The organism is Variovorax sp. PEI5 (assembly GCF_056679935.1).
The window spans coordinates 280,842-303,613 of the sequence record NZ_JBWXPH010000002.1; the positions used below are offsets into that span (position 1 = coordinate 280,842).

At 72.1% G+C, this 22,772-nt stretch carries 22 protein-coding genes; 16 read left to right on the forward strand and 6 right to left on the reverse strand.

The window, feature by feature from the left end; translation table 11 throughout:
• Positions 1-51: 51 nt before the first annotated feature.
• Both AC1MLT_RS17760 and AC1MLT_RS17765 read right to left on the reverse strand, forming a co-directional pair.
• Positions 52-4,725, reverse strand: a complete 4,674-nt coding sequence (locus AC1MLT_RS17760) for a PAS domain S-box protein (protein ID WP_481035406.1) — start codon at positions 4,723-4,725, stop codon at positions 52-54.
• 100 nt (positions 4,726-4,825) lie between these two features.
• Positions 4,826-5,113, reverse strand: a complete 288-nt coding sequence (locus AC1MLT_RS17765; RefSeq protein ID WP_481035407.1) for a hypothetical protein — start codon at positions 5,111-5,113, stop codon at positions 4,826-4,828.
• A 134-nt stretch (positions 5,114-5,247) separates the two neighbouring features.
• Here AC1MLT_RS17765 and AC1MLT_RS17770 point away from each other — a divergent pair, with 134 nt between their 5' ends.
• From AC1MLT_RS17770 to AC1MLT_RS17795, 6 genes are all read left to right on the forward strand, one after another.
• Complete coding sequence (locus tag AC1MLT_RS17770) at positions 5,248-5,538, forward strand: hypothetical protein (RefSeq protein WP_481035408.1); 291 nt, start codon at positions 5,248-5,250, stop codon at positions 5,536-5,538.
• A 221-nt stretch (positions 5,539-5,759) separates the two neighbouring features.
• Complete coding sequence (locus AC1MLT_RS17775) at positions 5,760-6,791, forward strand: Bug family tripartite tricarboxylate transporter substrate binding protein (RefSeq protein ID WP_481035409.1); 1,032 nt, start codon at positions 5,760-5,762, stop codon at positions 6,789-6,791.
• Positions 6,792-6,894: 103 nt separating this feature from the next.
• Complete coding sequence (locus tag AC1MLT_RS17780) at positions 6,895-7,875, forward strand: tripartite tricarboxylate transporter substrate binding protein (protein ID WP_481035410.1); 981 nt, start codon at positions 6,895-6,897, stop codon at positions 7,873-7,875.
• An 11-nt stretch (positions 7,876-7,886) separates the two neighbouring features.
• Positions 7,887-8,867, forward strand: coding sequence for a metal-dependent hydrolase (locus tag AC1MLT_RS17785; protein WP_481035411.1), 981 nt, complete (start codon positions 7,887-7,889; stop codon positions 8,865-8,867).
• Positions 8,868-9,252: 385 nt separating this feature from the next.
• Positions 9,253-9,765 carry a hypothetical protein gene (locus tag AC1MLT_RS17790; RefSeq protein ID WP_481035412.1) on the forward strand — a complete coding sequence of 171 codons (513 nt, stop codon included), beginning with the start codon at positions 9,253-9,255 and terminating at the stop codon, positions 9,763-9,765.
• A gap of 139 nt (positions 9,766-9,904) precedes the next feature.
• Positions 9,905-10,078, forward strand: a complete 174-nt coding sequence (locus AC1MLT_RS17795; RefSeq protein ID WP_481035413.1) for a hypothetical protein — start codon at positions 9,905-9,907, stop codon at positions 10,076-10,078.
• 6 nt (positions 10,079-10,084) lie between these two features.
• Here AC1MLT_RS17795 and pcaG read toward each other — a convergent pair whose 3' ends face one another.
• Together pcaG and pcaH are read right to left on the reverse strand one after the other, a co-directional pair.
• Positions 10,085-10,690, reverse strand: coding sequence for a protocatechuate 3,4-dioxygenase subunit alpha (gene pcaG, locus AC1MLT_RS17800; RefSeq protein ID WP_481035414.1), 606 nt, complete (start codon positions 10,688-10,690; stop codon positions 10,085-10,087).
• A gap of 16 nt (positions 10,691-10,706) precedes the next feature.
• Positions 10,707-11,435 (reverse strand): protocatechuate 3,4-dioxygenase subunit beta, encoded by a 729-nt coding sequence (pcaH, locus tag AC1MLT_RS17805; RefSeq protein WP_481035415.1) that lies wholly within the window; start codon positions 11,433-11,435, stop codon positions 10,707-10,709.
• Positions 11,436-11,542: 107 nt separating this feature from the next.
• Here pcaH and AC1MLT_RS17810 point away from each other — a divergent pair, with 107 nt between their 5' ends.
• Positions 11,543-12,562 carry a LysR substrate-binding domain-containing protein gene (locus AC1MLT_RS17810; RefSeq protein ID WP_481035416.1) on the forward strand — a complete coding sequence of 340 codons (1,020 nt, stop codon included), beginning with the start codon at positions 11,543-11,545 and terminating at the stop codon, positions 12,560-12,562.
• 17 nt (positions 12,563-12,579) lie between these two features.
• Here AC1MLT_RS17810 and AC1MLT_RS17815 read toward each other — a convergent pair whose 3' ends face one another.
• Positions 12,580-13,416: an IclR family transcriptional regulator domain-containing protein gene (locus AC1MLT_RS17815; RefSeq protein ID WP_481035417.1), complete on the reverse strand. Its 837-nt coding sequence runs from the start codon at positions 13,414-13,416 to the stop codon at positions 12,580-12,582.
• A gap of 153 nt (positions 13,417-13,569) precedes the next feature.
• Between AC1MLT_RS17815 and AC1MLT_RS17820 the strand changes: the two genes are divergently transcribed.
• The 9 genes from AC1MLT_RS17820 to AC1MLT_RS17860 all read left to right on the forward strand — a co-directional run bounded on the left by AC1MLT_RS17820 (position 13,570) and on the right by AC1MLT_RS17860 (position 21,863).
• Positions 13,570-14,265: a 3-oxoacid CoA-transferase subunit A gene (locus tag AC1MLT_RS17820; protein ID WP_481035418.1), complete on the forward strand. Its 696-nt coding sequence runs from the start codon at positions 13,570-13,572 to the stop codon at positions 14,263-14,265.
• Between the two features lie 30 nt (positions 14,266-14,295).
• Entirely contained in the window at positions 14,296-14,955 is a 660-nt protein-coding gene (locus tag AC1MLT_RS17825; protein WP_481035420.1) for a 3-oxoacid CoA-transferase subunit B, read from the forward strand.
• 132 nt (positions 14,956-15,087) lie between these two features.
• On the forward strand, positions 15,088-16,293 hold the full coding sequence (gene pcaF, locus AC1MLT_RS17830; protein ID WP_481035422.1) for a 3-oxoadipyl-CoA thiolase: 1,206 nt from the start codon (positions 15,088-15,090) through the stop codon (positions 16,291-16,293).
• Between the two features lie 2 nt (positions 16,294-16,295).
• Positions 16,296-17,225 (forward strand): shikimate dehydrogenase family protein, encoded by a 930-nt coding sequence (locus AC1MLT_RS17835; protein WP_481035424.1) that lies wholly within the window; start codon positions 16,296-16,298, stop codon positions 17,223-17,225.
• A 106-nt stretch (positions 17,226-17,331) separates the two neighbouring features.
• Complete coding sequence (locus AC1MLT_RS17840) at positions 17,332-18,165, forward strand: shikimate dehydrogenase family protein (RefSeq protein ID WP_481035425.1); 834 nt, start codon at positions 17,332-17,334, stop codon at positions 18,163-18,165.
• A gap of 11 nt (positions 18,166-18,176) precedes the next feature.
• Positions 18,177-19,409: a 3-carboxy-cis,cis-muconate cycloisomerase gene (gene pcaB, locus AC1MLT_RS17845; protein ID WP_481035426.1), complete on the forward strand. Its 1,233-nt coding sequence runs from the start codon at positions 18,177-18,179 to the stop codon at positions 19,407-19,409.
• Positions 19,406-19,894, forward strand: coding sequence for a carboxymuconolactone decarboxylase family protein (locus tag AC1MLT_RS17850; RefSeq protein WP_481035427.1), 489 nt, complete (start codon positions 19,406-19,408; stop codon positions 19,892-19,894). Before pcaB ends, AC1MLT_RS17850 begins: the two co-directional genes overlap by 4 nt.
• Complete coding sequence (locus AC1MLT_RS17855) at positions 19,891-21,096, forward strand: MFS transporter (protein WP_481035428.1); 1,206 nt, start codon at positions 19,891-19,893, stop codon at positions 21,094-21,096. Before AC1MLT_RS17850 ends, AC1MLT_RS17855 begins: the two co-directional genes overlap by 4 nt.
• Positions 21,093-21,863: an alpha/beta fold hydrolase gene (locus AC1MLT_RS17860; RefSeq protein ID WP_481035430.1), complete on the forward strand. Its 771-nt coding sequence runs from the start codon at positions 21,093-21,095 to the stop codon at positions 21,861-21,863. Before AC1MLT_RS17855 ends, AC1MLT_RS17860 begins: the two co-directional genes overlap by 4 nt.
• A 46-nt stretch (positions 21,864-21,909) precedes the next feature.
• Here the strand turns inward: AC1MLT_RS17860 and AC1MLT_RS17865 are convergent, their stop codons facing one another.
• Positions 21,910-22,695 carry an IclR family transcriptional regulator domain-containing protein gene (locus AC1MLT_RS17865; RefSeq protein WP_481035431.1) on the reverse strand — a complete coding sequence of 262 codons (786 nt, stop codon included), beginning with the start codon at positions 22,693-22,695 and terminating at the stop codon, positions 21,910-21,912.
• Positions 22,696-22,772: the final 77 nt, after the last annotated feature.

A 22,772-nucleotide genomic window follows, 5' to 3' on the forward strand; every position in this document is an offset into this window, starting at 1 on the left:
GGTTCCTTGCATCGTGAGAGTGGACAAAAGACGTCTGCGACGCCGATGGCGTCACTCTCCCGTCGGCAAGCGGCGTGCCGTCGTCGCCCGTTCGATGGCGCCCAGCAGCGCCTGCAGGTCGGCCGGCTTGCTCAGCAGGGCGTCGAAGCCGGCCTCCAGCGCGCGGGCGCGGTCGCTCGCGCTGCTCCAGCCGGTCAGCGCCACGAGCACGATGTCGCGCGTGGCGGGCGCGGCGCGCAGGCGGCGCGCCACCTCGACGCCATCGATGTCGGGCATGCCGATGTCGAGCACGGCGACATCGGGCGTCTGCTCGAAGGCGCGCTCGAGCGCCTCGGCGCCGCCGGCGGCGCGGCGCGTGCGGTGGCCGGCGCGGCGCAGCAGCTGCGCCAGCGCCCAGGAGGCGTCGGTGTTGTCGTCGGCCACCAGGATGTCGCGCACTGCCGGGATGGCCGCCGGCGGGGCCGACGGCGGGACCGCCGCCGCCGCCGCCGGCGCCGCGCCGGCCAGCACCGCCGGCAATCGCAGGGTGAAGCGGCTGCCGCGTCCCGGGCCCTCGCTGGCGCCCTCGATGGTGCCGTGGTGCAGGCCGACGATGGTGCGCGCCAGCGACAGGCCCAGGCCCAGACCGTCGTTGAGGGCGTGCGTGGCCATCGGCCCCTGGGTGTAGAGCTCGAAGATCTGGTCGAGCCGCTCGGGCTCGATGCCCACGCCGTCGTCGCTCACGACCACGCGCAGCCACTCGCCCTCGACCCGCACGCTCAAGCCGATCCGGCCCGCCGGCGGGGTGTACTTGGTGGCATTGCCCAGCAGGTTCACCAGCACCTGGGTGACGCGCAGCGGATCGACCCGCAACCGCACCGGCGCGGCCGGCAGGTCGAGCATCAGGTGGTGGCCGGCGGCGCGCAGGGTGGCCTCGACGGCCTCGAGCGCCGGCTCGATCACCTCGGCGAGGTCGACCTCGGCCGGGCGCAGCTCGAAGCGGCCGGCGGCCAGACGGGAGACGTCGAGCAGGTCGTCGAGCAGCAGCTTCATGGTGCGGGCCTGGCGCCGCAGCAAGGCGATGGCGCGTCGCTGCTCGTCCGGCAGGGCCGGCCCGGCCAGCAGCTCGGCCGCCGTGCTCACGGCCGCGAGCGGGTTGCGCAGCTCGTGCGAGAGCAGCGCCAGGAAACGGTCCTTGGCGGAATCGGCCTTCTCCAGCGCGGCGCGCGCCTGCTCCTGCGCCGCCAGCGCGCGCAGCAGCTCGTCCTGGCTGCGCTGCAGCTCGGCGCGCGCCTGGCGCGCCTGGGTCTCGTCGCGCAGGATCTTCACGAAGCCGATGGCGCCGCCCCGGCCGTCGTCCATGCGCATCAGGGTGCCATTGGCCCAGAAGCGCGAGCCGTCCTTGCGCTGGTGCTGGCGCTCGTCGGCCGCGCGACTCTCGCGCATGGCGGTGGCGGCCTCGCGCGCCGGCACGTTGGCGGCGCGGTCCTCGGCGGTGAAGATCATGTCGGCCGGGCGGCCGATCGCCTCCGACTCGGCATGGCCCAGCAGGTGCTCGGCGCCGCTGTTCCAGCTGGTGATGACGCGCGCGGTGTCCATCGAGAAGATCGCATAGTCGCGCGCGTTCTCGATCACCAGCCGCAAGCGTTGCTCGCTGCGCCGCAGGGCCTCCTCGTTGCGCCGCGCCGCGGTGATGTCGCGCAGGCTGGCGGTGCCGCCCACGACGCGGCCCTCGACATTGATGATGGGCGAGGCGGTGACCGCCAGGTGCAGCGCCTGCCCGTCGCGGGCCTGGCCGAGCGTCTCGAGGTTGTCGATGCTGCGCTGCTGGTTGACGCGTGCCAGCGTGTCGTCGCACCAGCCGGTCTGCCCGGGCCGGGCCAGCACCGCCAGCGGCTGGCCGATGACATCCTCGGCGACATGGCCGAAGACGCGCCGGGCGCCGCCATTCCAGCTCAGGATCGTGCCCTGCAGCGAGAAGCTGATGATGGCGTCGACCGACGACGCCACCACCGCCGACAGCCACTGGCTGATCTCGTCGGCGCGCTTGCGCTCGGTGATGTCGATGAAGGAGAGCACCACGCCGGCGATGCGATCGTCCATCGTCCGGTAGGGCAGCAGGCGCGCCAGCAGCCAGGTGCCATCGGCCAGGCCGACCTCGCGCTCCATCGGCGTCAGGCGCTCCAGCACCCGCGTCGCGTCGTCGGCGACCTCGGCGTACTGGAGTCGTGGCGTCAGGTCGGCCAGCGGCCGGCCGACATCGCCCGGCACCACCCCGAACAGCGTCACCGCCATCGGCGTGTAGCGCGCGATGCACAGGTCCCGGTCCAGGAACAGGGTGGCGATGGCGGTCGCGTTCATCAGGTTCTGCAGGTCGCTGTTGGCGTGCACGAGTTCGTCGACCTTGGTCTGGAGCTGCCGGTTGACGGTGACGAATTCCTGGTTGACGGCCTCCAGTTCCTCGCGGCTGCCACGCAATGCTTCCATGGCGGACCGCAGGGCCTCGTTGCTGGCCTGCAGTTCGTCGTTGCTGGTGGTGAGTTCGCGCACCGAGACCGCGTGCCGCCGCACCGTCTCGCGCAGCTGCGAGCGCAGCTCCGCGATCTCGCGGTCGAGTTCGGCGGCGCCAGGATGCTCGGTCGCCGGCCGCAGCGCGATGGCGTCGGCCTGCGGCGCGGGCGCGCCGAGCAGTACCAGGTACAGCAGCGCCGGGCCGCGGCGCAGCGGCACCACGCGCAACAGGAGCGGGGCGGCGTCGGGCAGGGCCACGCGGGACTCGACCGGCCGGGCACTGTCGGCGGCCCGGAACAGCGCGGCGCGCAGTTCGATCCGCAGCGGCGGCTGCACCAATCGCAGCAGGTTGTGGTCGGGCTCGCCGGCGGGGTGCTCCAGGTAGCGCCCGGCGCCGGGCGACAGGTGCAGGATGTCGTGGGCGGCATCGACCAGGATCGAGGGCGGCCCCAGCTGTTCGAGCAGGTCGAGGTGCACGTCGCCCCAATCCCCGTCGGTCCCACCGATCCCGTCCGTCACGCCCGTCCCGCCCCAGCCCCGGCGCCCGGACCGTGGCGCCGCCGCCAGCGCGCTGGCCCGTGGCGACCCGGTCGCGTCCGGCGGCCGATGCGCCGGTGGCGCCGCCCCGGCCCACGACCAGGCCTGCGAGGGTGGCAGCGGCACGTCCTCCGGGTGGCCGGCCCGGGCCGGCGCCGCGCGGCGGGCGAACAGCCCGGGCGCTTCGGCGATGGCCGTGAAGCCGGCCGGGGCGGTGCCTGGATCCGGTTCGGAGACGCCCAGGAACAGCCGGCCGCGCGGCGCCAGGGCGAAATGGAACAGTCCGCACAGCCGGGCTCGCGCCGGTGGCGCCAGGTCGCCGACCAGGTAGCGGCAGCTCAGGAGGTCGAGGCGGGTGAACGGCAGGTCGCGCAGCAGGTCGTGCACCGCGAACATCACCAGCTTGCGCAGGTCGCGCCGGACCCGGAACGCGCCGCGCTCGGCGACGAAATGCCGCTGCAGCGATTCGGCCGGGATGCTGGCGCGGATCGACGCCGGATAGAGACCCTCGCGGGCGATGCGGATCGCCTCCGGCGCGACGTCGGTCGCGAAGACCTGCACCGCCGGCGGTGTCGCCAGGCCGCGCGCGTGGTCGGCCAGAAGCATCGCGACCGAATAGGCCTCCTCGCCGGTGGCGCAGGCCGCGACCCATACCCGCACGACATCCGCCGGGCCCTTGTGCTGGAACAGGGACGGCAGTTCGTCGCGCAGCGCGGCGAAGGCGGGGGGATCGCGGAAGAAGGTGCCCACCGGCAGCCACAGCTCGTCGCGCAGCGCCTCGGTCTCGCCCGGCCGGGTGTCGAGCGTCCGGACATAGTCCTGGAGGGTCGCGACGCCATGGATCCGCATGCGCCGCGCGATGCGGCGCCGCAGCGCGGGACCGCCATAGCCGTCGAACGCGCGGCCCGTGCGGCGGCGCAGCAGGTCGAGCAGCTGCCGCAGCAGGGCATCGTCGGCCGTCGGGGCCGTGGCGGGATCGGTGTCGCCTGCGGCATCGGGCTCGGCGGCGCTGGCGCTCCCTGCGGCGCCGAGATGCCGGCCCGGGGGCGCGCCGCTTGGGAAGCACTCCCGCAGGCGCGCGCCGATCCGCGCCGCCGGCAGGACCCGATCGACCATGCCCGAGGCGATGACGGCCCGGGGCAGGGCGGCCTGCGCGGCCTCCGACGGGTCCTGGACGATCACCACGCCGCCGTGGGCGCGCAGGCGACCGACGTCGATCGCGCCGGCATCGGCATCGGCTTTGGCGTCGTGGCCCGACAGCACCACGGCGGCGGCACGCGGGCCGCGCTGGCGGGCCAGGAGGTCGAGGAAGGCGTCGAGTCGCGGACGCAGACCGGTCGCCGGATCGCCTGGCCCGGCCTCGATGGCCTCCGGCGTCGCGGCCAGGACGGTCCCCGCCGGCAGCAGGTAGACGTGGTCGGGTTCGATCCGTGCCCGTCGCGCCACCCGCACCAGCGGCAATGGCGTGCGCGCCCGCAGTCCTTCGAGCCGGGCCTCGTCGGGCACCATGAGCGGCAGCACCAGGTAGGCCATGCCGTGGTCCGCCGGCAGGGTCGGCAGCAGATGTTCCAGCGCCGCCACCAGGCCTTCCTCGCCCACGATGCCGATCCAGGGCGTCATGCCCGCCGGCGGATCGGCCATGGGGCCGTCGGCGCCGATGCGGGCGCCGGAGCGGGGAGCCGGAGGGGTGGATGGCATGCGGATCGAGGTCGGGGGAAGCGGAAGCTCCCGGGCGGGGAAGACATGCTTGTCGCGCATTTGCTCCCGACGCGCAAGCCAGCGGCGGGAAACCGCGCGGCTAGGTGTCGCGCGGTTCCGATCGGTCGGCGCGCAGGGCGCGGATGAAGCCGCGTGCCTGCTCGATCGGCGGCGACCCCGGCGCTGGCCCGTCGCAGCGCTCCGTCAGCGGGACCAGATCGGTGTTGCTGAACGGCGGCGCCAGGCGGCCGCGCTCCAGCAGGGCCAGGCGCAGCGACAGTCGCCAGGCGAACGGCACGTCGATCGCCAGGTCGAGCAGCCGCGTGGCCAGGCGGGCCGCCTTCGGACTCAGGGCCTGGGCGGCACGGTAGTGGTGGGACAGCGACATGGATGGGGACCTTTCGATCCAGGTACATCGGCAAGGCGCGTGCCCGACGGGGCCGGGACAGCGTGGAGGGTGGAACCCTGGTATGCCGATTGCCCTGGAGAAGGAATACTTTCAAATACACCGAGGAGTCCACCATGTCGATTGAGAAGCTCCGGCAGATCGCGCGACTGGATCTGCCCTTCACCGTCAGCACCGAGGACGAGGTCGTCGAGCTGCGCGTGCTGATGAACGCCGGCCTGATCGTCGGGCTCTGCCTGAAGGTGCCATGCGAGGCGCGGCCGCAGGGTGGGGCCACCGACCCGGCGGCTCCCGGCACGGCGCCGCCGCGCGCCGTGGCGGCATTCCGGGTGCTGGCCATCACGCCCGAGGGGCGGCGCCTGCTGCGTCGCTGCGCCGAACGCTGGGAGGGCCCGGTGACGCCCTGAGGCCACGGCCGACCGGAAGGTGCGAGGGCTTCCTGGGTCGAACCCATTCCGGGAGCGCGGGTCCGCGACACCGCGCGGTGGCGGGCCGGCGAAAGCACGCGGAGATGCGCGTTTCTGCCCCTGGCGGGCCGGGGCCGGACCTGTACCCTATGGGCGAGCCGCCACCACGGACTCGAACCCCCCATCCCGCCCTCCGATCCCGGACCCTGGAGACCATGAAGATGAGAGACCCGCACCCCGCCCGCGCCGCCTTCGGCCCGACCCGCCGTCGCCTCGCGGCCCTCGCCGCCACCGCTGGTGCCTGCGCCGCCCTGTCGACGCTGCTGCTGCCCGGCGCGGCCCAGGCCCAGGACTTCCCCAATCGCCCGGTGCGCATCATCACGCCGTTCCCGGTCGGCGGCGGCCCCGAGGGTGTGGTGCGCCTGCTGGCCGACAAGCTCAGCCGCGCCTGGGGCCAGCCGGTGACGGTGGAGAACCGCCCCGGCGGCAACGGCTTCATCGCCATCGACGCCTTCAAGCGGGGCGCCAAGGATGGCTACGACCTGATCCAGCTCGACAACGTGCACCTGACGGCCTATCCGTCGCTGTTCAAGAAGCTGCCCTACGACCCGGTCAAGGACTTCGAGCAGATCGATCCGCTGTTCCGCACCAACTTCTTCTTCACGGTCGGCAACGACAGCAAGTACCGCTCGGTCGGTGCGATCGTCGCCGATGCCAAGGCCCGTCCCGGCCAGCTGAACTATGGCTCGTGGTCGATCGGCAATCCGGTGCACCTGGGCTCGGCCCTGTTCGAGTCGATGACCGGCACCACCATGTCGCACGTCGTCTACAAGGAGACCTCGCACCTCTACACCGCCGTGGCCACCAACGAGCTGTCCTTCGCGCTCGGCTCGATCGGCAGCGCCGGCGCCATGCAGCGCGCCGGCAAGCTGCGCTACCTGGCGGTGGCCGCGCCGGTACGCCATCCGGCCTTCCCCGATGTGCCCACGGTGGGCGAGTCGGGCGGTCCGGCCGGCTTCGAGGTCATCGGCTGGACCACCCTGGCCGCGCCGGCCGGCCTGCCGGCGGCCGTGACCGACAAGATCCGCCGCGACGTCGAGAAGGCCCTGGCCGACGACGAGTTCAAGGCCAAGTTCGCCGCCTTCGGCTACGAGCCCTTCCCGGTCACGCGGGTCCAGTTCGAGCAGTTCATCCGCTCCGAGTCGGCCCGCCAGGGCGATGTGATCAAGAAGGCCAAGGTCTCGCTCGACTGAGGCCAGTCGATCCCGGAGAAACCGCACGGCTGCCGGCATCGAGGCGCTGGCGACCCGCATGCGGGCCTGCCGGCCACCCCATCCACCCACCCACCACCCCCGCATGACCGCTTTGCTCCGCCGCCATCTCCTCGCCACCGCCGCGCTCCTCGCCACCGGGGCCTGGCATCCGGCGCGCGCCGCCGAGATCGACCCGTCGCGGCCGATCCGGATCCTGGTCGGCTACAGCGCCGGGGGCGCAGTCGATGCCATCGCGCGCACGGTCGGCCAACGCCTGGCGACGCAGCTGGGGCAACCGGTGGTGGTCGAGAACAAGCCCGGCGCCGGCACCAACATCGCCGTCAAGGCGTTGATCGCCAGTCCGCCCGATGGCCACACGCTGCTGCTGGCGGCCAACGCGCTGGCGGTCAATCCGTCGCTGTTCCAGCCGCCGCCCTACGACCTCGCGCGCGATGTGACGCCGGTGGCGGCGGTCGGCCGGGTGCCGGTGGTGTTGGGCGTGCGCGAGGGTGGGCCCATCCGCAGCCTGGCCGACCTGCTGGCGGCGGCGCGCCAGCGGCCCGGGAGCGTCGGCATCGCGACGCCGGGCAACGGCTCGACGCCGCACCTGGCGATGGAACTGTTCCAGCACACCGCCGGCGTCGAGCTCAAGCACGTGCCCTACAAGGGCGGCGCGCAGGCCATCACCGATGTCCTCGGCGGCCATGTCGAGGTGGTGGCGGTGAACGCGCTGGAGGTGCTGCCGCTGGTCAAGGCCGGCAAGCTCAGGGTGCTCGCCGTGATGAGCGCCGAGCGCTCGGGCGTGCTGCCGGGCGTGCCGACGGTGGCGGAGTCCGGCCATCCGGGCTTCGAGGCCAGCGTCTGGTATGGCTTCGTCGCGCCGGCCGGGCTGCCGGCGTCGCTGCGCATGCGGCTGCACGCGGCGGTGCAGCAGGCACTCGAGGCCGGCGAAGTGCGCGAGCAGCTGGCGGCCGCCGGTGGCGTCACGCTGCCGGGGCCGACGGCGCGCTTCGAGGAACTGCTGCGGACCGACGCGGCCCGCTATGGGCAGCTGATCCGCACCGCCCACATCCAATCCGATTGAGGAGATCCGCCATGTCCTGCCCGTCCCCGTCGCCCTCGTCCTCGTCCTCGTCCTCGTCCTCGTCCTCGTCCTCGTCCCGGTTCTTCCGCAGCCCCGGAGCCCGCCGGTCCCGGCGCCTGCCGCTGGCGCTCGCGGCCGGCGCGCTGGCCATCGGCCTGGTCGCCGGCTGCGCGACCACGCCGCCGCCGCCCACGGTCACGCTGACCGCGCCCGGCGCGGCCGCGCCGCCCCTGGCCGCCGGCCGCACCGAGGTGCTGTGGCTCGGGCAGGCGGCCTTCCGCATCACCTCGCCGGGTGGCAAGGTCATCGTCATCGATCCCTGGCTGCGGCAGAACCCGGTGACGCCGCCGGCCTACAAGCAGCTGGAGGCGCTCGGCAAGGTCGATGTCCTGCTGGTGACGCACGGCCATCTCGATCACTTCGCCGATGCGCCGGCCCTGGCGCAGATGCATCAGGTGCCGATGCACGCGCCGGCCGACATGAACCAGACCATCGGCGTGCTGGGCATCCTGCCGCCCGCGCTGGCGCCGCGCTTCGGCAAGGGCGGCACGATCAGTCCGGTGCCGGGCATCCAGGTGACGGCGGTACGCGCCGAGCATTCGTCGGTGGTGGTCTGGAAGGACGCCGCCACCGGGCGCGAGGCGGTGCACCCGGGCGGCGAGCCGGTGGGCTACATCATCCAGTTGGAGAACGGCTTCCGGATCTACCACATGGGCGATACCGGCTTGTTCGCCGACCTGAAGTTCATCGCCGAGTACTACAGGCCCGACCTGGTGCTGATGCCCATCGGCGGCCATTTCACGATGGATCCGGTCGATGCCGCCCATGCGACGCGCGAATGGATCAAGCCGAGGTTCGTGATGCCCATGCACTACGGCGCCAACCCGCTGGCGCGTGGCACGCCGGAGGCCTTCAGCCGCGCCCTGGGCGGCGCCACCGGCACGCAGGTGCTGGCGTTGCAGCCGGGCGGCCGGGCCACCTTCGGCCCCTGAGCAGCATGTCGGCGCGGCAGGATCGCGGCGATTCGGCAGGGTCCGATGCCATATCGTCCAATCTGACAAATATTTAAGTACTTTCGTACTACTTATCGGGCTGTCGTCTTACACTTTCCTGGATCGGTCGATGAGCACCGGGTCCAGCAAGGCCGCGACATGCATGCAGCAACTCCAGCCCGGAATCGACGTCATCGGACACGACCCGCGCCATCGCCGGCGACCCCCGGCAGACCCCGTCCGGCGCCCGGCCATGGCGCGGTGGCGATGCCCCTCGCCGGTCCCGCGCCTCGCGATGCCGGCCGCGCGCGCGGCTGAAGATACCCCGACGTGAGGGAGGTATCCACCCGTGCGCCCGCTGTTGCATCGGCTTTCCTCCGCTGTCATGACCTGGCTGGTGATGGCGCTCGCCGTCCCGCTGGTTCTGCTGCTCGTTCTCGTCGTTCCGCCACTGCTGCACCTCTGGCAGCCTTCCGATCGACTCGCGCTGGTCGAGCACCTGCTGCAGACGGAGGCGGGCCCGTACCTGGAGACCCGCGTGCAGGCCCGGTGGCCGAGCACCCGGACGGCCGGCCTTTCCTCGCTCGAAGGGGATGCCGCCGCTCCACGCTGCATGGATTGCCGCGCGACCCGAGGCGGACGCTCTCCCCGGGTCGGTTCCGTCGGCCTGCGGTCCGATGCCACCTGGCCGGCGCAGCCGCTGGCCCGCGCCGACGATCCACCCTCGCATCTCGACGTCAGGCGCCTGTGTCGCCTGCTGCGCGAGAACGTCGCTCAGGCGCGGCGCGCCATCGATGCCACCATGCCGGGTTATCCGGTCGCCGAACCCCGATGCGGGGCATCGCGGCCTCGTTTCGTCGCCATGGTCGGCACCTCGGGCGTCCTGGCGCGCTTCTAGGAGCGCGCCGCAGGCCCACGGACGACAGGCGACGGCGGCATTTGTCCACCCGCGTCGCGCCCGGTTCGGCCGGACCATGCATGCATCGCAACATCAAGGAGCCGTCATGGCCAATCCCTGGTTGAAGAAGAACCCTTTCATGAGCATGTGGCTCAGCGCCGCCAACTCGGTGGCGGGCAAGGCGCGCGGGCAGGCCACGGCGCAGGCCAAGCGCGCCGGCCGCACCGCCACCACCCAGATGACCAAGGGCATGCTGGACCTCTGGACCGCGCCCCTGAAGGCCGGCACCAAGCGGCGCGCCAAGAAACGCTGAGCGCGCTCAGACGTCGAAGAACACCGTTTCCAGGTCGCCCTGCATGCGGATGTCGAAGCGGTAGCTCGGGAGGCCGTTCGCCTCGGAGCGCCTGGCGATCAGCGTGTCGCGTCGCTCGGCCGGCACGCTGGCGAGCACCGCGTCCTTCGCGTTGGCGCTGCTCTCGTCGTCGAAGTAGATCCGCGTGAAGGTGTGCAGCAGCAGGCCGCGCATCGTCACGATGACGTTGACGTGCGGGGCCTCGCCGGGGGTCTCGGGACCCGGCTTGACGGTGTCGAAGACGAAGCGGTTGTGGGCATCGGTGCCGGTGCCGCAGCGGCCGAAGGCGCGGAAGCCCATCGCCCTGGCGTCCTCGACCGAGGTCGGATACCGGCCTTCGCCATCGGGTTGGCTGATCTCCACCAGGGCGTCGATGATGGGGTTGCCGTCGCCATCGATCACCTGACCCTCGAGCCGGATGCGTTCCCCGACGGCGCCGTCGAGCGCCAGGATGGCATCGAAGGGCTGGTCGTGGTCGTAGCCATACTGGGTGGCAGCGAGGCCATAGGCGAAGTAGGGGCCGACCGTCTGCGAAGGGGTCTGGCCGAAATTGGTTTCCAGGGCGCTCATCATGATGGTGGGTCCTCGCTCAGCGGTTCTCGAAAGGCGTCTCGTCGGCGCCGCGCAGCACGATGTCGAACTGGTAGCCCAATGCGTAGTCGGCTTCGGTCACGTCGAGACTGAAATCCGCCACCAGCCGGTTGCGGTACTGCTCCGGCGTGCCGGTGACCATCGGGTCGTACTGCATCAGCGGATCGCCGGGGAAATACATCTGCGTCACCAGGCGGCTGGCGAAATGCTGGCCGAACAGCGACACGTGGATGTGCTGCGGCCGCCAGGCGTTGGGGTGGTTGCCCCAGGGATAGGCACCGGGCTTGATGGTCAGGAAGCGGTAGCGGCCCTCGGCGTCGGTCATGCAGCGGCCGGCGCCCAGGAAGTTGGGGTCGAGCGGCGCGTCGTGCTGGTCGACCTTGTGCACATAGCGGCCGGCGGCGTTGGCCTGCCAGATCTCGACCAGCGTGTGCGGGACCGGGCGGCGGCGCTCGTCCATCACCTGGCCGGTGAGGATCATGCGTTCACCCAGCGGTTCGCCGTTGCGGCGGGCGTTGCGGGTCAGGTCGTGGTCGAACTCGCCGATGCAGTCGTGGCCATAGACCGGCTGCTGCAATTCGCCCAGCGAGGCCTTCAGCGGGATCAGGGGCTTCGTCGGGCCTCGCCTGGCGGTCGAGCGATAGCCGGGATAGAGGTACGAGGGATGGCTGTCCCAGTCGCGGGGATCGAGCCGGGGCAGGGCGGCGGGAGGGGGGGCGATCGGCATGGTTGTCTCCTGTGGGGAGTCCGGACTCTAGGATCGACGACTCATGCTGTAAATTGACGATTCGTCGATTTCTCATAACCCACGGTAATCCACCCCGATCCCATCCCATGTCGATCCCGACGGCCGATGCCTTCGCCCGTGGCGTGCAGCTGCGACACCTGCGCTGTCTGGTGGCGGTCGCGCAGGAGCGTCACCTGGCGCGCGCCGCCGAGCGACTGGCCCTGAGCCAGCCGGCCGTCTCCAAGACCCTGGCCGAGCTCGAGACACTGGCCGGCGCGCGGCTGGTGGAGCGCGGCACGGCCGGGCGCCGTGGCGTGCAGGGGCTGACGCCGGCCGGCGAGCAATTGCTGGTGCATGCCTTGCGGGTGCTGGAGGCGGTCGATGCCAGCGCGCTGGCCATGGCGCCGGCGACCGGCGCCCGCATCCAGCGCCTGCGCATCGGTGCATTGCCCAGCGTGGCGCCGGACCTGCTGCCGGGCGCTCTGGCCGAATTCCGCACGCGCTGGCCGCATGTCCGGCTGGTCGTCGAGAGCGCGGCCAATGGCGCGCTGCTCGACGCCCTGCGCGCCGGCGACCTCGACCTGGTGGTCGGCCGCATGAGCGATCCGCGCCTCATGACCGGCCTGAGCTTCGAGCTGCTGCAGACTGAACCGCTGGTCTTCGCGGCCCGCGCTGGCCATCCGCTCGCGCGCGGCGCCGGGCTGGCGGTGGCCGACGTGCTGGCGCATCCGCTGGTGGTCTATGGCGCCGGCACGATCCCGCGCCACACCACCGAGAGCTTCCTGTCGGCGCTGGGCCTGGCATTGCCATCGGCCACGCTGCAGACCCTGGACGTGGCGGTGGCGCGCGCGGTGATGGCGCGCTCCGACGCGGTGTGGATCACGCCGCTGGGTGCGGCGCGGGCCGACCTGGACGAGGGCCGCCTGGTGCGCCTGCCGATCGACACCGCCGGCACCGAGGAGCCCGTGGGGCTGCTGCTGCGCAGCGATGCCGAGCCCTCGGCCCTGCGCGGCGCCATGGCGGTCCTGCTGCGCGAGGCGGCGCGGCACCGGGCCATGGAGCGGCCCGTGGCGGGCCGGCGGACCCGGCGCCGGCCGGGGGCGGGAGCGGCCACGCCGGCCGCCTGACGGGTGTCCCGCGCGCCTCAGAGCAGGGCCGAGATCCCCCGCGCCGCCGCCAGCAGCGGCGGCAGCATCGTCTCCTGCATCACCTTGGCGCTGGTGCGATTGGCCTGGCCGCTGATGTTGAGGGCCGCCACCATGCGGCCGGCGCGGTTCACGATCGGGGCGGCGATCGACACCAGGCCTTCCTCCAGTTCCTGGTTCACCAGGCACCAGCCCTGGCGGCGCGCCTGCGCGATGCGGGCGATCAGGGCGTCGACATCGGTGACCGTGTGGCGCGTCAGCGGCTCGCGCGCGGAAGCCTCCAGGCGCGCGCGCGCCGCGGCCTCGCCCAGGTCCGACAGCAGCAGCCGGCCCATCGAGGTGCACGACGCCGGCAGGCGCGAGCCCACGCCCAGGCTGATGCTCATGATCTTCTGCGTCGCCACCCGCATCACGTAGACGATGTCGGTGCCGTCGAGCACGGCGGCCGAGCACGATTCCTGGACCTGGTGCGCCAGCGCATCCATCAGGGGCTCGGCCCGGTTCCAGATCGGCATCGACGACAGGTAGGCGAAACCCAGGTCGAGGATGCGCGGCGTGAGCGCGAAGAACTTGCCATCGGTCTCGACATAGCCCAAGGTGTGGAGCGTGAGCAGGATACGGCGGGCCCCGGCGCGCGTCAGGCCGCTGGCGGCGGCGACCTCGCTCAGGGTCTGGCGCGGCGCCGTGGCGCTGAAGGAGCGGATGACCTCCAGGCCGCGCGCGAAGGACTGGACATAGCTGTCGCCCGGCCGGGGCGCATCGGCCGCGAGCGGCGCCGCCGGGGCGGGGGCGGCGGTCGTGCCGGCCGGCACGGTTTCGCGAAGGGTGGTTGCCATGGGGGTTCAAAGCTCCTAGAATTCATTATAAGAACAAATGTTCGACATACGAACAAATTCGAGCGACATGCGATCCACCGGCCCGGCCGGCGCCGCATGGACAGGGAGGAAGAAGCCGGTGATTTCCCTCATTCCCGCAGGAGACAACTTCACATGATCGACAAGATCGCCCGCTCCATCGCCGATGCGATGGCCGACATCCAGGACGGCTCCACGGTCCTGATCGGCGGCTTCGGCACGGCCGGCATCCCCAACGAACTGATCGACGGCCTGATCGAGCAGGGCGCCCGCGACCTGACGGTGGTCAACAACAACGCCGGCAATGGCGAGGTCGGGCTGGCCGCGCTGCTCAAGGCCGGTCGCGTGCGCAAGATCATCTGCAGCTTCCCGCGCCAGGCCGACAGCCAGGTGTTCGACGGCCTCTACCGCGCCGGCAAGCTGGAGCTGGAGCTGGTGCCGCAGGGCAACCTGGCCGAGCGCATCCGCGCCGCCGGTGCCGGCATCGGCGCCTTCTTCTGCCCGACGGGCTATGGCACCCAGCTCGCCGGCGACCGCGAGACGCGCGTGATCGATGGCGTGCACCACGTGCTGGAATATCCGATCCACGGCGACGTGGCGCTCATCAAGGCCGAGCGCGGCGACCGCTGGGGCAACCTGGTGTATCGCAAGGCGGCGCGCAACTTCGGACCGGTCATGGCCATGGCCGCGAAGAAGACCATCGCCACCGTCCACGAGATCGCCGAACTCGGCACGCTCGACCCCGAGACCATCGTGACGCCGGGCATCTTCGTGCAGCAGGTCGTGAGGATCGACCGCGTCGCGACGCAGGCCGGCGGGTTCAAGAGCTAAGCCCCCAGTACCCCCTTCCGGAGATTCGCAATGACCGCTTCTTCCACCCCCGCCTACCAGCGCCGCAGCAAGAACGAACTCGCCGCCCGCGTGGCGCAGGACATCTTCGACGGCGCCGTCGTCAACCTCGGCATCGGCCAGCCGACGCTGGTGGCCAACCACCTGCCGGCCGGCCGCGAGGTCATCCTGCAGAGCGAGAACGGCATCCTGGGCATGGGCCCGGCCCCGGCCGCCGGCGAGGAGGACTACGACCTCATCAACGCCGGCAAGCAGCCCGTGACGCTGCTGCCGGGCGGCTCGTTCTTCCACCACGCCGACAGCTTCGCCATGATGCGCGGCGGCCACCTCGACATCTGCGTGCTCGGCGCGTTCCAGGTCTCGGCCACCGGCGACCTGGCCAACTGGCACACCGGCGAGAAGGACGCCATCCCCGCCGTCGGCGGCGCGATGGACCTGGCCATTGGCGCCAAGCAGACCTGGGTCATGATGGACCTGCTGACCAAGCAGGGCGCCAGCAAGCTGGTCGAGCAATGCACCTATCCGCTGACCGGCATCGGCTGCGTCAAGCGCGTGTACTCCGATCTGGCGACACTCGAATGCACGTCCGACGGGCTCAAGCTGATCGACAAGGTCGACGGCCTGGAGCACGCCGAACTCGAGCGCCTGGTCGGTCTGAAAATATCTGGCTGACCCCCCGTCTTTGCGCACTTCGTGTCGCTTCGCCAACCCCCTTCCAGGGGGCAACACCAGCGGCCCGGCAGAGCCGGTTCCGCGGTGTTGCCGGCCTGACGTCCCATCCACATTCTGAGAGAGAGACATCCCATGACGAATCAAGCCTTCATCTGCGACGCCGTTCGCACGCCCTTCGGCCGCTACGGCGGCGCGTTGTCCTCGGTGCGCGCCGACGACCTGGGCGCCGTGCCCTTGCGCGCGCTCATGGAACGCAACAGGAACGTCGACTGGCAGGCCGTGACCGATGTCATCTATGGCTGCGCCAACCAGGCCGGCGAGGACAACCGCAATGTCGCGCGCATGTCGGCATTGCTCGCGGGCCTGCCATTGGAGCTCGGCGGCGCCACCATCAACCGGCTGTGCGGCTCCGGGCTGGATGCCGTGGGCACGGCTGCGCGCGCCATCAAGGCGGGCGAGGCCGGCCTGATGATCGCCGGCGGCGTCGAGAGCATGAGCCGCGCGCCCTTCGTGATGCCCAAGGCCGAGAGCGCCTTCAGCCGCGCCAACGCGGTCTACGACACCACCATCGGCTGGCGCTTCATCAACAAGAAGATGAAGGAGCTCTATGGCGTCGACTCGATGCCCGAGACGGCCGAGAACGTGGCGACCGACTACAAGATCGAGCGCGAGGCGCAGGACCGCATGGCGTTGGCCTCCCAGCAGCGCGCGGTGGCGGCGCAGAAGTCGGGCTTCTTCGATGCCGAGATCGTGCCCGTGACCGTGCCGCAGAAGAAGGGCGAGGCGATCGTCGTCTCCAAGGACGAGCATCCGCGCGAGACCTCGCTGGAGACCCTGGCCAAGCTCAAGGGCGTGGTGCGCCCCGACGGCACCGTGACCGCCGGCAACGCCAGCGGCGTGAACGATGGCGCCGCCGCGCTGCTGCTGGCCGACGAGGCCAGCGCCGCCAAGTACGGCCTGACGCCGCGCGCCCGCGTGGTGGGCATGGCGACGGCCGGCGTGGCGCCGCGCGTCATGGGCATCGGTCCGGCGCCGGCGACGCAGAAGGTGCTGGCGCTGACCGGCCTCACGCTCGACCAGCTCGATGTCATCGAGCTCAACGAGGCCTTCGCCGCGCAGGGCCTGGCGGTGCTGCGCCTGCTGGGGCTGGCCGACGACGACGCGCGCGTGAACATCAATGGTGGCGCCATCGCATTGGGCCATCCGCTGGGCGCGAGCGGCGCGCGGCTGGCGACCACGGCGGTCAACCAGCTGCACAAGCAGGGCGGGCGCTATGCGCTGTGCACGATGTGCATCGGCGTTGGCCAGGGCATCGCCGTCATCCTCGAGCGCGTCTGAGCATGGTCGACCGCGCACCGGCCGCCGCCCTGCGTTCGCGCTTCCAGGGCGACGCCACCGTCTACCTGATCCCCGGCGACCCGGTGCGCAACGTGCGCCTGCCGCGCATGTTCGATGCCGTCTTCGAACGCTATGGCATCGATGCCGTGCTGCTGCCGATGCAGGTCACGCGACGCGATTTCGCGGTCTTCTTCAAGGCCGCCTTCCTGGCGCGCAATGTCGGCGGCATGGTGATCGCGCCGCCGCACAAGCCGCTGGTGGTGGACCTGCTCGACGGCTGCGGCCTGGCCGGGCGCGTGGCCGGCTCGGTCAACGTGGTGCGGCGCACCGAGGGCGGGGCGCTCGAGGGCGACCTGTTCGATGGCGACGGCCTGCTCGATGCGCTCGACCACTACGCCATCCCGTATCGCGGCAAGCGCGTGCTGGTGCTGGGCGCCGGCGTCACGGGCGCGGCCATCGGCACCGCGCTGGCCGAGGGCGGCACGGTCAACGGCGCGGCCCACATCGCCTTCCACGACAGCGTCGCGGGCAAGGCCGCCGGCCTGGCGGCCAAGCTCGATGCCTTCTTCGATGCCGAGGTGGTCGCCGCCGCGAGCAACGCGCCGGAGGACTTCGACCTGGTCATCAACGCCACGGCGCTGGGCCTGAACGACGACGATCCGTTGCCGGTCGAGGTCGAGCGCATGGCGCCGCACGCGGCGCTGTTCGACATCCTGCTGCGCAACCAGCCGACCGCGCTGGTGCGCGCGGCGCGCGCGCGCGGGCTGGTCGCCCAGGCCGGCTTCGAGATGCTGATCCAGCAGATGCCGCACTACCTGCGCTATTTCGGCCACGACGAAGCAGCCGAGGCGCTCGGCGACGACGCCGACTTCCTGCGCGAGCTGATCTATCCGCCATCGATGCGCGGCGAGATCGTCCGGTCGCCGCGCTGAGCGCCGGCCGTCGCCGGACGCGGTGCCCGATCCGCAGCGACCGGGTCCGCGTCCCCCTCCACCGAACCGCAACCCGAATCCTCATCTCCCCCTGGAGCCGATCGCCATGATCTCCGGCAAGACCACCCTCATCGCCCACCTGGGCTATCCGACCGAAGCCTTCAAGGCGCCGATGATCTACAACCCCTGGTTCGACCAGCGGGGCATCGACGCCGTCGTCGTGCCGATGGGCGTCAAGCCGGAGGACTATGCCGCCTCGCTGGCGCAGATCTTCAGGTTCAGCAACCTGCGCGGCGCTCTCGTCACGATGCCGCACAAGGTCGTCACGATGGGCCTGGTGGACGAGGTCACGCCCACGGCCCGCATCGCCGGCGCCTGCAATGCCATCCTCAAGCGGCCCGACGGCACGCTGCTGGGCGACCAGTTCGACGGCGCCGGCTTCGTGCGCGGCGTCGAGCGCAAGGGCCGGCCGTTCGCGGGCACGCGCGTGCTGGTCTCGGGCACCGGCGGCGTCGGCTCGGCGATCGCGGCCTCCATCGCCGCCGCCGGCGCCGCCGAGCTGGCGCTGTTCGACCTCAGCGACGCCTCGGCCGAGGCCCTGGCCACGCGCCTGCGGCAGCACTATCCGCAACTGCACGTCACGACCGGCTCCAAGGATCCGGCCGGCTTCGACGTCGTGGTCAACGCCACCCCACTGGGCATGAAGGACAGCGACCCGCTGCCATTCGACATCGACCGCATCGCGCCCGGGACCTTCGTCGGCGAGGTGGTCATGAAGTCCGAGTACACGCCGCTGCTGCAGGCCGCCAAGGCCAAGGGCTGCGCGGTGCAGGTCGGCACCGACATGCTGTTCGAGATGATCCCGGCCTACCTGGAGTTCTTCGGCTTCGGCACCGCCACCGCCGACGAACTGCGCGCGGTGGCGCAGCTGCGCTACTGAGGGCGGGCGCCATGAGCATCTTCGACGGCTTCCTCTCCACGCCCGAGACCCTGGACGCCTTCGGCGACCGCGCGGTGGTCGAGGCCATGCTGCGCTTCGAGGCGGCGCTGGCCCGCGCCCAGGCCGCCGCGGGCCTGATCCCCGCCGCCTCGGCCGCCGTCATCGTCGCCGCCTGCGAGGCGCGCGACTTCGACGTCGCGGCCATCGTGCGCGACAGCGGCCGCGCCGGCACCGTCGCCATCCCCCTGGTGAAGGCCCTGCGCGAGGCGGTGGCCGCGCGCGACGCCGCCGCTGCGCCGCACGTGCATCTGGGCGCCACCAGCCAGGACGTGATCGACAGCGCCGTGGCGCTGGTCTCGCGCGATGTCGTCGCCTGGCTCGAGGCCGATCTGGTCGTCGCCGCGCGCGCGCTGCTGGCGCATGCCGAGGCGCATGCCGAGACGCCGATGCTGGCGCGCACGCTGATGCAGCCGGCCTCGGTCACCAGCTTCGGCTTCAAGTGCGCCGGCTGGGCCGCGCCTCTGGTGCGCGGCGTCGGCCGGCTGCGCCGGTCGGCACGCCACGCGCTGCAGGTGCAGCTCGGCGGTGCCGTCGGCACGCTGGCGCAGATGGGCGCGCAGGGCGCGGCGGTGCGCGCCGATGTCGCGCGCGAGCTCGGCCTGGGCGATCCGGGCGCGACCTGGCACACCCAGCGCGACGAATGGGTCGCGCTGGGCTGCGAGCTCGGCCTGGTCACCGGCAGCCTCGGCAAGATCGCGCTCGACATCGGCCTGCTCGGTCAGTACGAGGTCGGCGAGGTGTCGGAGCCGAGCGAGGCCGGACGCGGCGGTTCCTCGGCCATGCCGCACAAGCGCAATCCGGTGGCCTCGATGGTCGCCGTGGCCGCCGCGCACCGCGCGCCGCAGCACGTGGCTGCGCTGCTCGGCGCGATGCCGCAGCAGCACGAACGCGCCCTGGGCGCCTGGCAGGCCGAACTGGCCGAATGGCCGCTGCTGGCGATGGCCGCGCATGGCAGCGCGCGCGCCCTGGCGACCGCCTTGCCCGGCCTGCGCATCGACGCGCCGCGCATGCGCGCCAACATCGACCGCCTGCGCGCCGAACTGCCACCCGCCGCCGCCGCCGAATGGTTCGACCCCGCGCTGGCGCTGCACGCCGGCACGCTCGCCCGCGCCGAAGTCGCGCGTCTGCGACGCCAGCTGGACCACCCCGAAGACATCCGACCCACCCAGGAAACCCACCCATGACCGACTCCCGCATCACCGCCGCCGCCGACGCCGCCACCGCCGGCACCGCCGCGCCTGCCGAGGGCTATGCCTCGGGCCTGGTCAATCGCCGCCGCATCCTGGGCGATGCCTGGGTCGACAAGTCGCTGGCCAACCGCAACGGCTTCAACGCCGAGTTCCAGGAACTCATCACGCGTCATGCCTGGAACGACATCTGGGGCCGGCCGGCGCTGGGCGACCGCACGCGCCGCTTCATGGTGCTATCGATGATGCTGGGCATCCACGCCTACGAGGAGTTCGCGCTGCACGTGCGCGCCGCGCTCGACGGCCCGGCCGAGTCGCGCCTGACGCCCGACGACATCAAGGAAGTGATCATGATGGCCGCCATCTACTGCGGCGTGCCCGTGGCCAACCACGCCTTCGGCATCGCCGGCGGCATCCTGCGCGAGAAGGGCCTGCTGGCGCCGTTCGACGCGTCCGCGCCCGCGCCCGCCGCCGGGACGTGACCGGGGCCCCGCCCCGGCGGGGCGCGAGCTTCGCCTTCCTGCTGCCGCTGCTGCTCGCGGCGCAGCCCGTGGCCACCGACAGTTACCTGCCGGCGTTGCCTGCCATCGCGCGCGAGCTGGGGTCGGCCAGCACCAGCCTCACGCTGTTCGTCCTTGCCTTCGGTGTCGCGCAGCTCGTGTGCGGACCGCTGGCCGATCGGTTCGGCCGGCGTCCGGTGCTGCTCGGCGGGTTGGCGCTCTACGTCGTCGCGGCCATCGGCGGCGCGTTCGCCACCGGCGTCTTCATGCTGGGAGCCTGGCGCGTCGCGCAGGGAATGGCGATGGCCGCCATCCTGGTGTGCGCGCGCGCCGCCGTGCGGGACCTGTATCCGGCGCACGAGGGTCCGCACGTCATGGCGCGCGGACTCGGCGGGCTGGGCGCGGTGGCACTGGTGGCGCCAGTGCTGGGCGCGCAGATCGTGCAGGCCGTCGGCTGGCGCGCGGTGCTGCTGGCGATGGCGCTGTACGCGGCGGCGCTGCTGGCGCTGTGCTGGCGGCGCTTCGACGAGACCCGGGCGCCGCGCGTCGACGGCGCCGCGGTGCTGCCGGGCGGCGCGCGCCAGGTGTTCGCGAGCGCCGCCTTCCGCGCCTGGGCGAGCCTGGCGGCGACCACCTATGGCGGCCTCTTCGTCTTCCTGCTGCTCTCGCCGATGGTCTACATCGGCTACCTCGGCCTGTCGCCCGCGCTGTACGGCTGGATTCCGGCGGGGGGATCGTTGATCTACATCCTGGGCACCATCGCGTGCCGGCGGCTGCTGCGCCGCTGGGGCGCGCTGCACTCGGTGCAGGTGGCCTCGCTGCTCAGCCTGGGCGGGGCGTCGATGCAGGCGCTGGGCTGCTGGCTCGCACCCGGCAGCGTCATGCCGCTCCTGGCCGGCCACGTGCTCTATGCCTTCGGGCACGGCATCCACCAGCCTTGCGGCCAGGCCGGCTCGGTCGGGGATCTGCCACATCTGGCGGGACGTGCGGTGTCGTGGTCGGGCTTCGGCATGATGATGGTGGCGTTCTGCGCCGGCCAGTTCGCCTCCCGTTTCGTCGACGCCGATTTCTCCCGTGGCGCCTGGCCGATGGTGGTGCCCATGCTGCTGGCGGGCGCCTCGCTGGTGGCCATCGCCTTTCTCTGGCTGCCACGCCTTCCTCCACATTCCAAGGAAACACCATGACCGCTCCCCGCCTCCACGTCGTCCGCGAGGGCGAAGGCCCCTTCGTCTTCCTCAGCCACGCCCTGGGCTGCGATCTCCACATGTGGGACGGCGTTGCCGCGCTGCTGGCGCGGGCCCACACCGTGGTGCGCTACGACCATCGCAACCACGGCGCGTCCGAGCGCGTGCCGGGCGCCTTCGGCATGCAGACGCTGGCGCGCGACGCCGCCGCCCTGATCGAGCGCGAGGCCGGCGGCGAGCCGGTCCATTTCGTCGGCCTGTCGATGGGCGGCATGACGGCGCAGGCCCTGGCGGCGGAGCGGCCGGAGCTGCTGCGCAGCGTCGCGATCGCCAACTCGTCGGCCTACTATCCGGATCAGGCGCCCTGGCGCGCGCGCGCCGAGACCGTGGGCGCGCGCGGCATCGAGGCCATCGCCGATGGCGCCGTGGAGCGCTGGCTCACGCCGGGCTTCGTGGCGACCCCCGAAGGCGCGGCGGCGGCGCGGGCCTTGCGCGAGGTGCTGGTGCGCAACGATGCCCAGGCCTACATCGACAGCTGCGCGGCGGTCGCCGCCATCGACTTCCGCGAGGGCAACCATCGCATCACGGTGCCGACCCTGGTCATCGCCGGCACGCAGGACCTGGCGACGCCGCCGGCGATGTCCGATGCCATCGTGGCCTCGATCCCCGGGGCGCGGTCGGCGCTCATCGATGCCGCGCATGTCAGCGCGGTCGAGCGGCCGACCGAGTTCGTGACGCTGCTGATCGACTTCTGGCGCAGTCTCTGAGCGCGGCCGCGCCGGCCGCCCGCCGCGGCCCGCCGCGCCCCCTCGATCACAGCAGCGGACGCAGCGTGTCGGCGACGTCGCGCAGCACCGGCAGCAGCTTCGCCACCAGCTGATCGCCCGGATAGACCTGGCGCTGCACCGTCACGCTCAGGGCGTAGTGGCAGCGCCCCTTGCGATCCTGCAGCGGCACGGCCAGGCCGCAGAGGCCGAAGTTCAGGTGCTGGTCGGCCTTCCAGTAGCCCAGCGCGCGCGCCGCCACCACGGCCTCGCGGAAGCGCTCGGCATCGACCGAATCCGATCCCGTGTACTCGACGAAATCGTGCTGCGCGATCCAGGCCGAGAGCGCATCGTCGTCGAAGGTCGAGAGCAGCACGAAGCCCTGCGACACTACGTGCGCCGGCACGCGCGCGCCCGGATGGAAGCCGATCGAGACCATGCGCGGCGCGTTGCTGCGCGCGATGTAGATCACCTCGTGGCCGTCGAGCGCGCCGACGTTGAGGGTCTCGCCGCACTGCATGGACGCGCGCTGGATGTAGGGCTGCACCAGCCGGGGCACGCGGGCGCTGTCGAGGAAGGACTGGCCCAGGCGCAGCACGCGCGGCAGCAGCCAGTAGTATTTGCCATCGGTGGCGGCATAGCCGAAATGCACCAGGCTCAGGAGGTAGCGGCGCGCGGCGGTGCGGGTGAGGTCGGCGGCCAGGCCGGCCTCGGTGGCGGTCATGCGCGGGCGGTCGTCGGTGAAGGCCTCGATCACGCGCAGCCCCTTGCCGAGGCCCTCGATGAGGAGCTTGCGATCGAAGGCGGGCAGGTCGGGGGCGGGCGGATGGGTCATCGGGCTTTCTCAGGGCTAACCCCGGTTTCGATCGTACAGCGCACGGACGCGATCGATGATCGCTCGCCTCAGGGTTC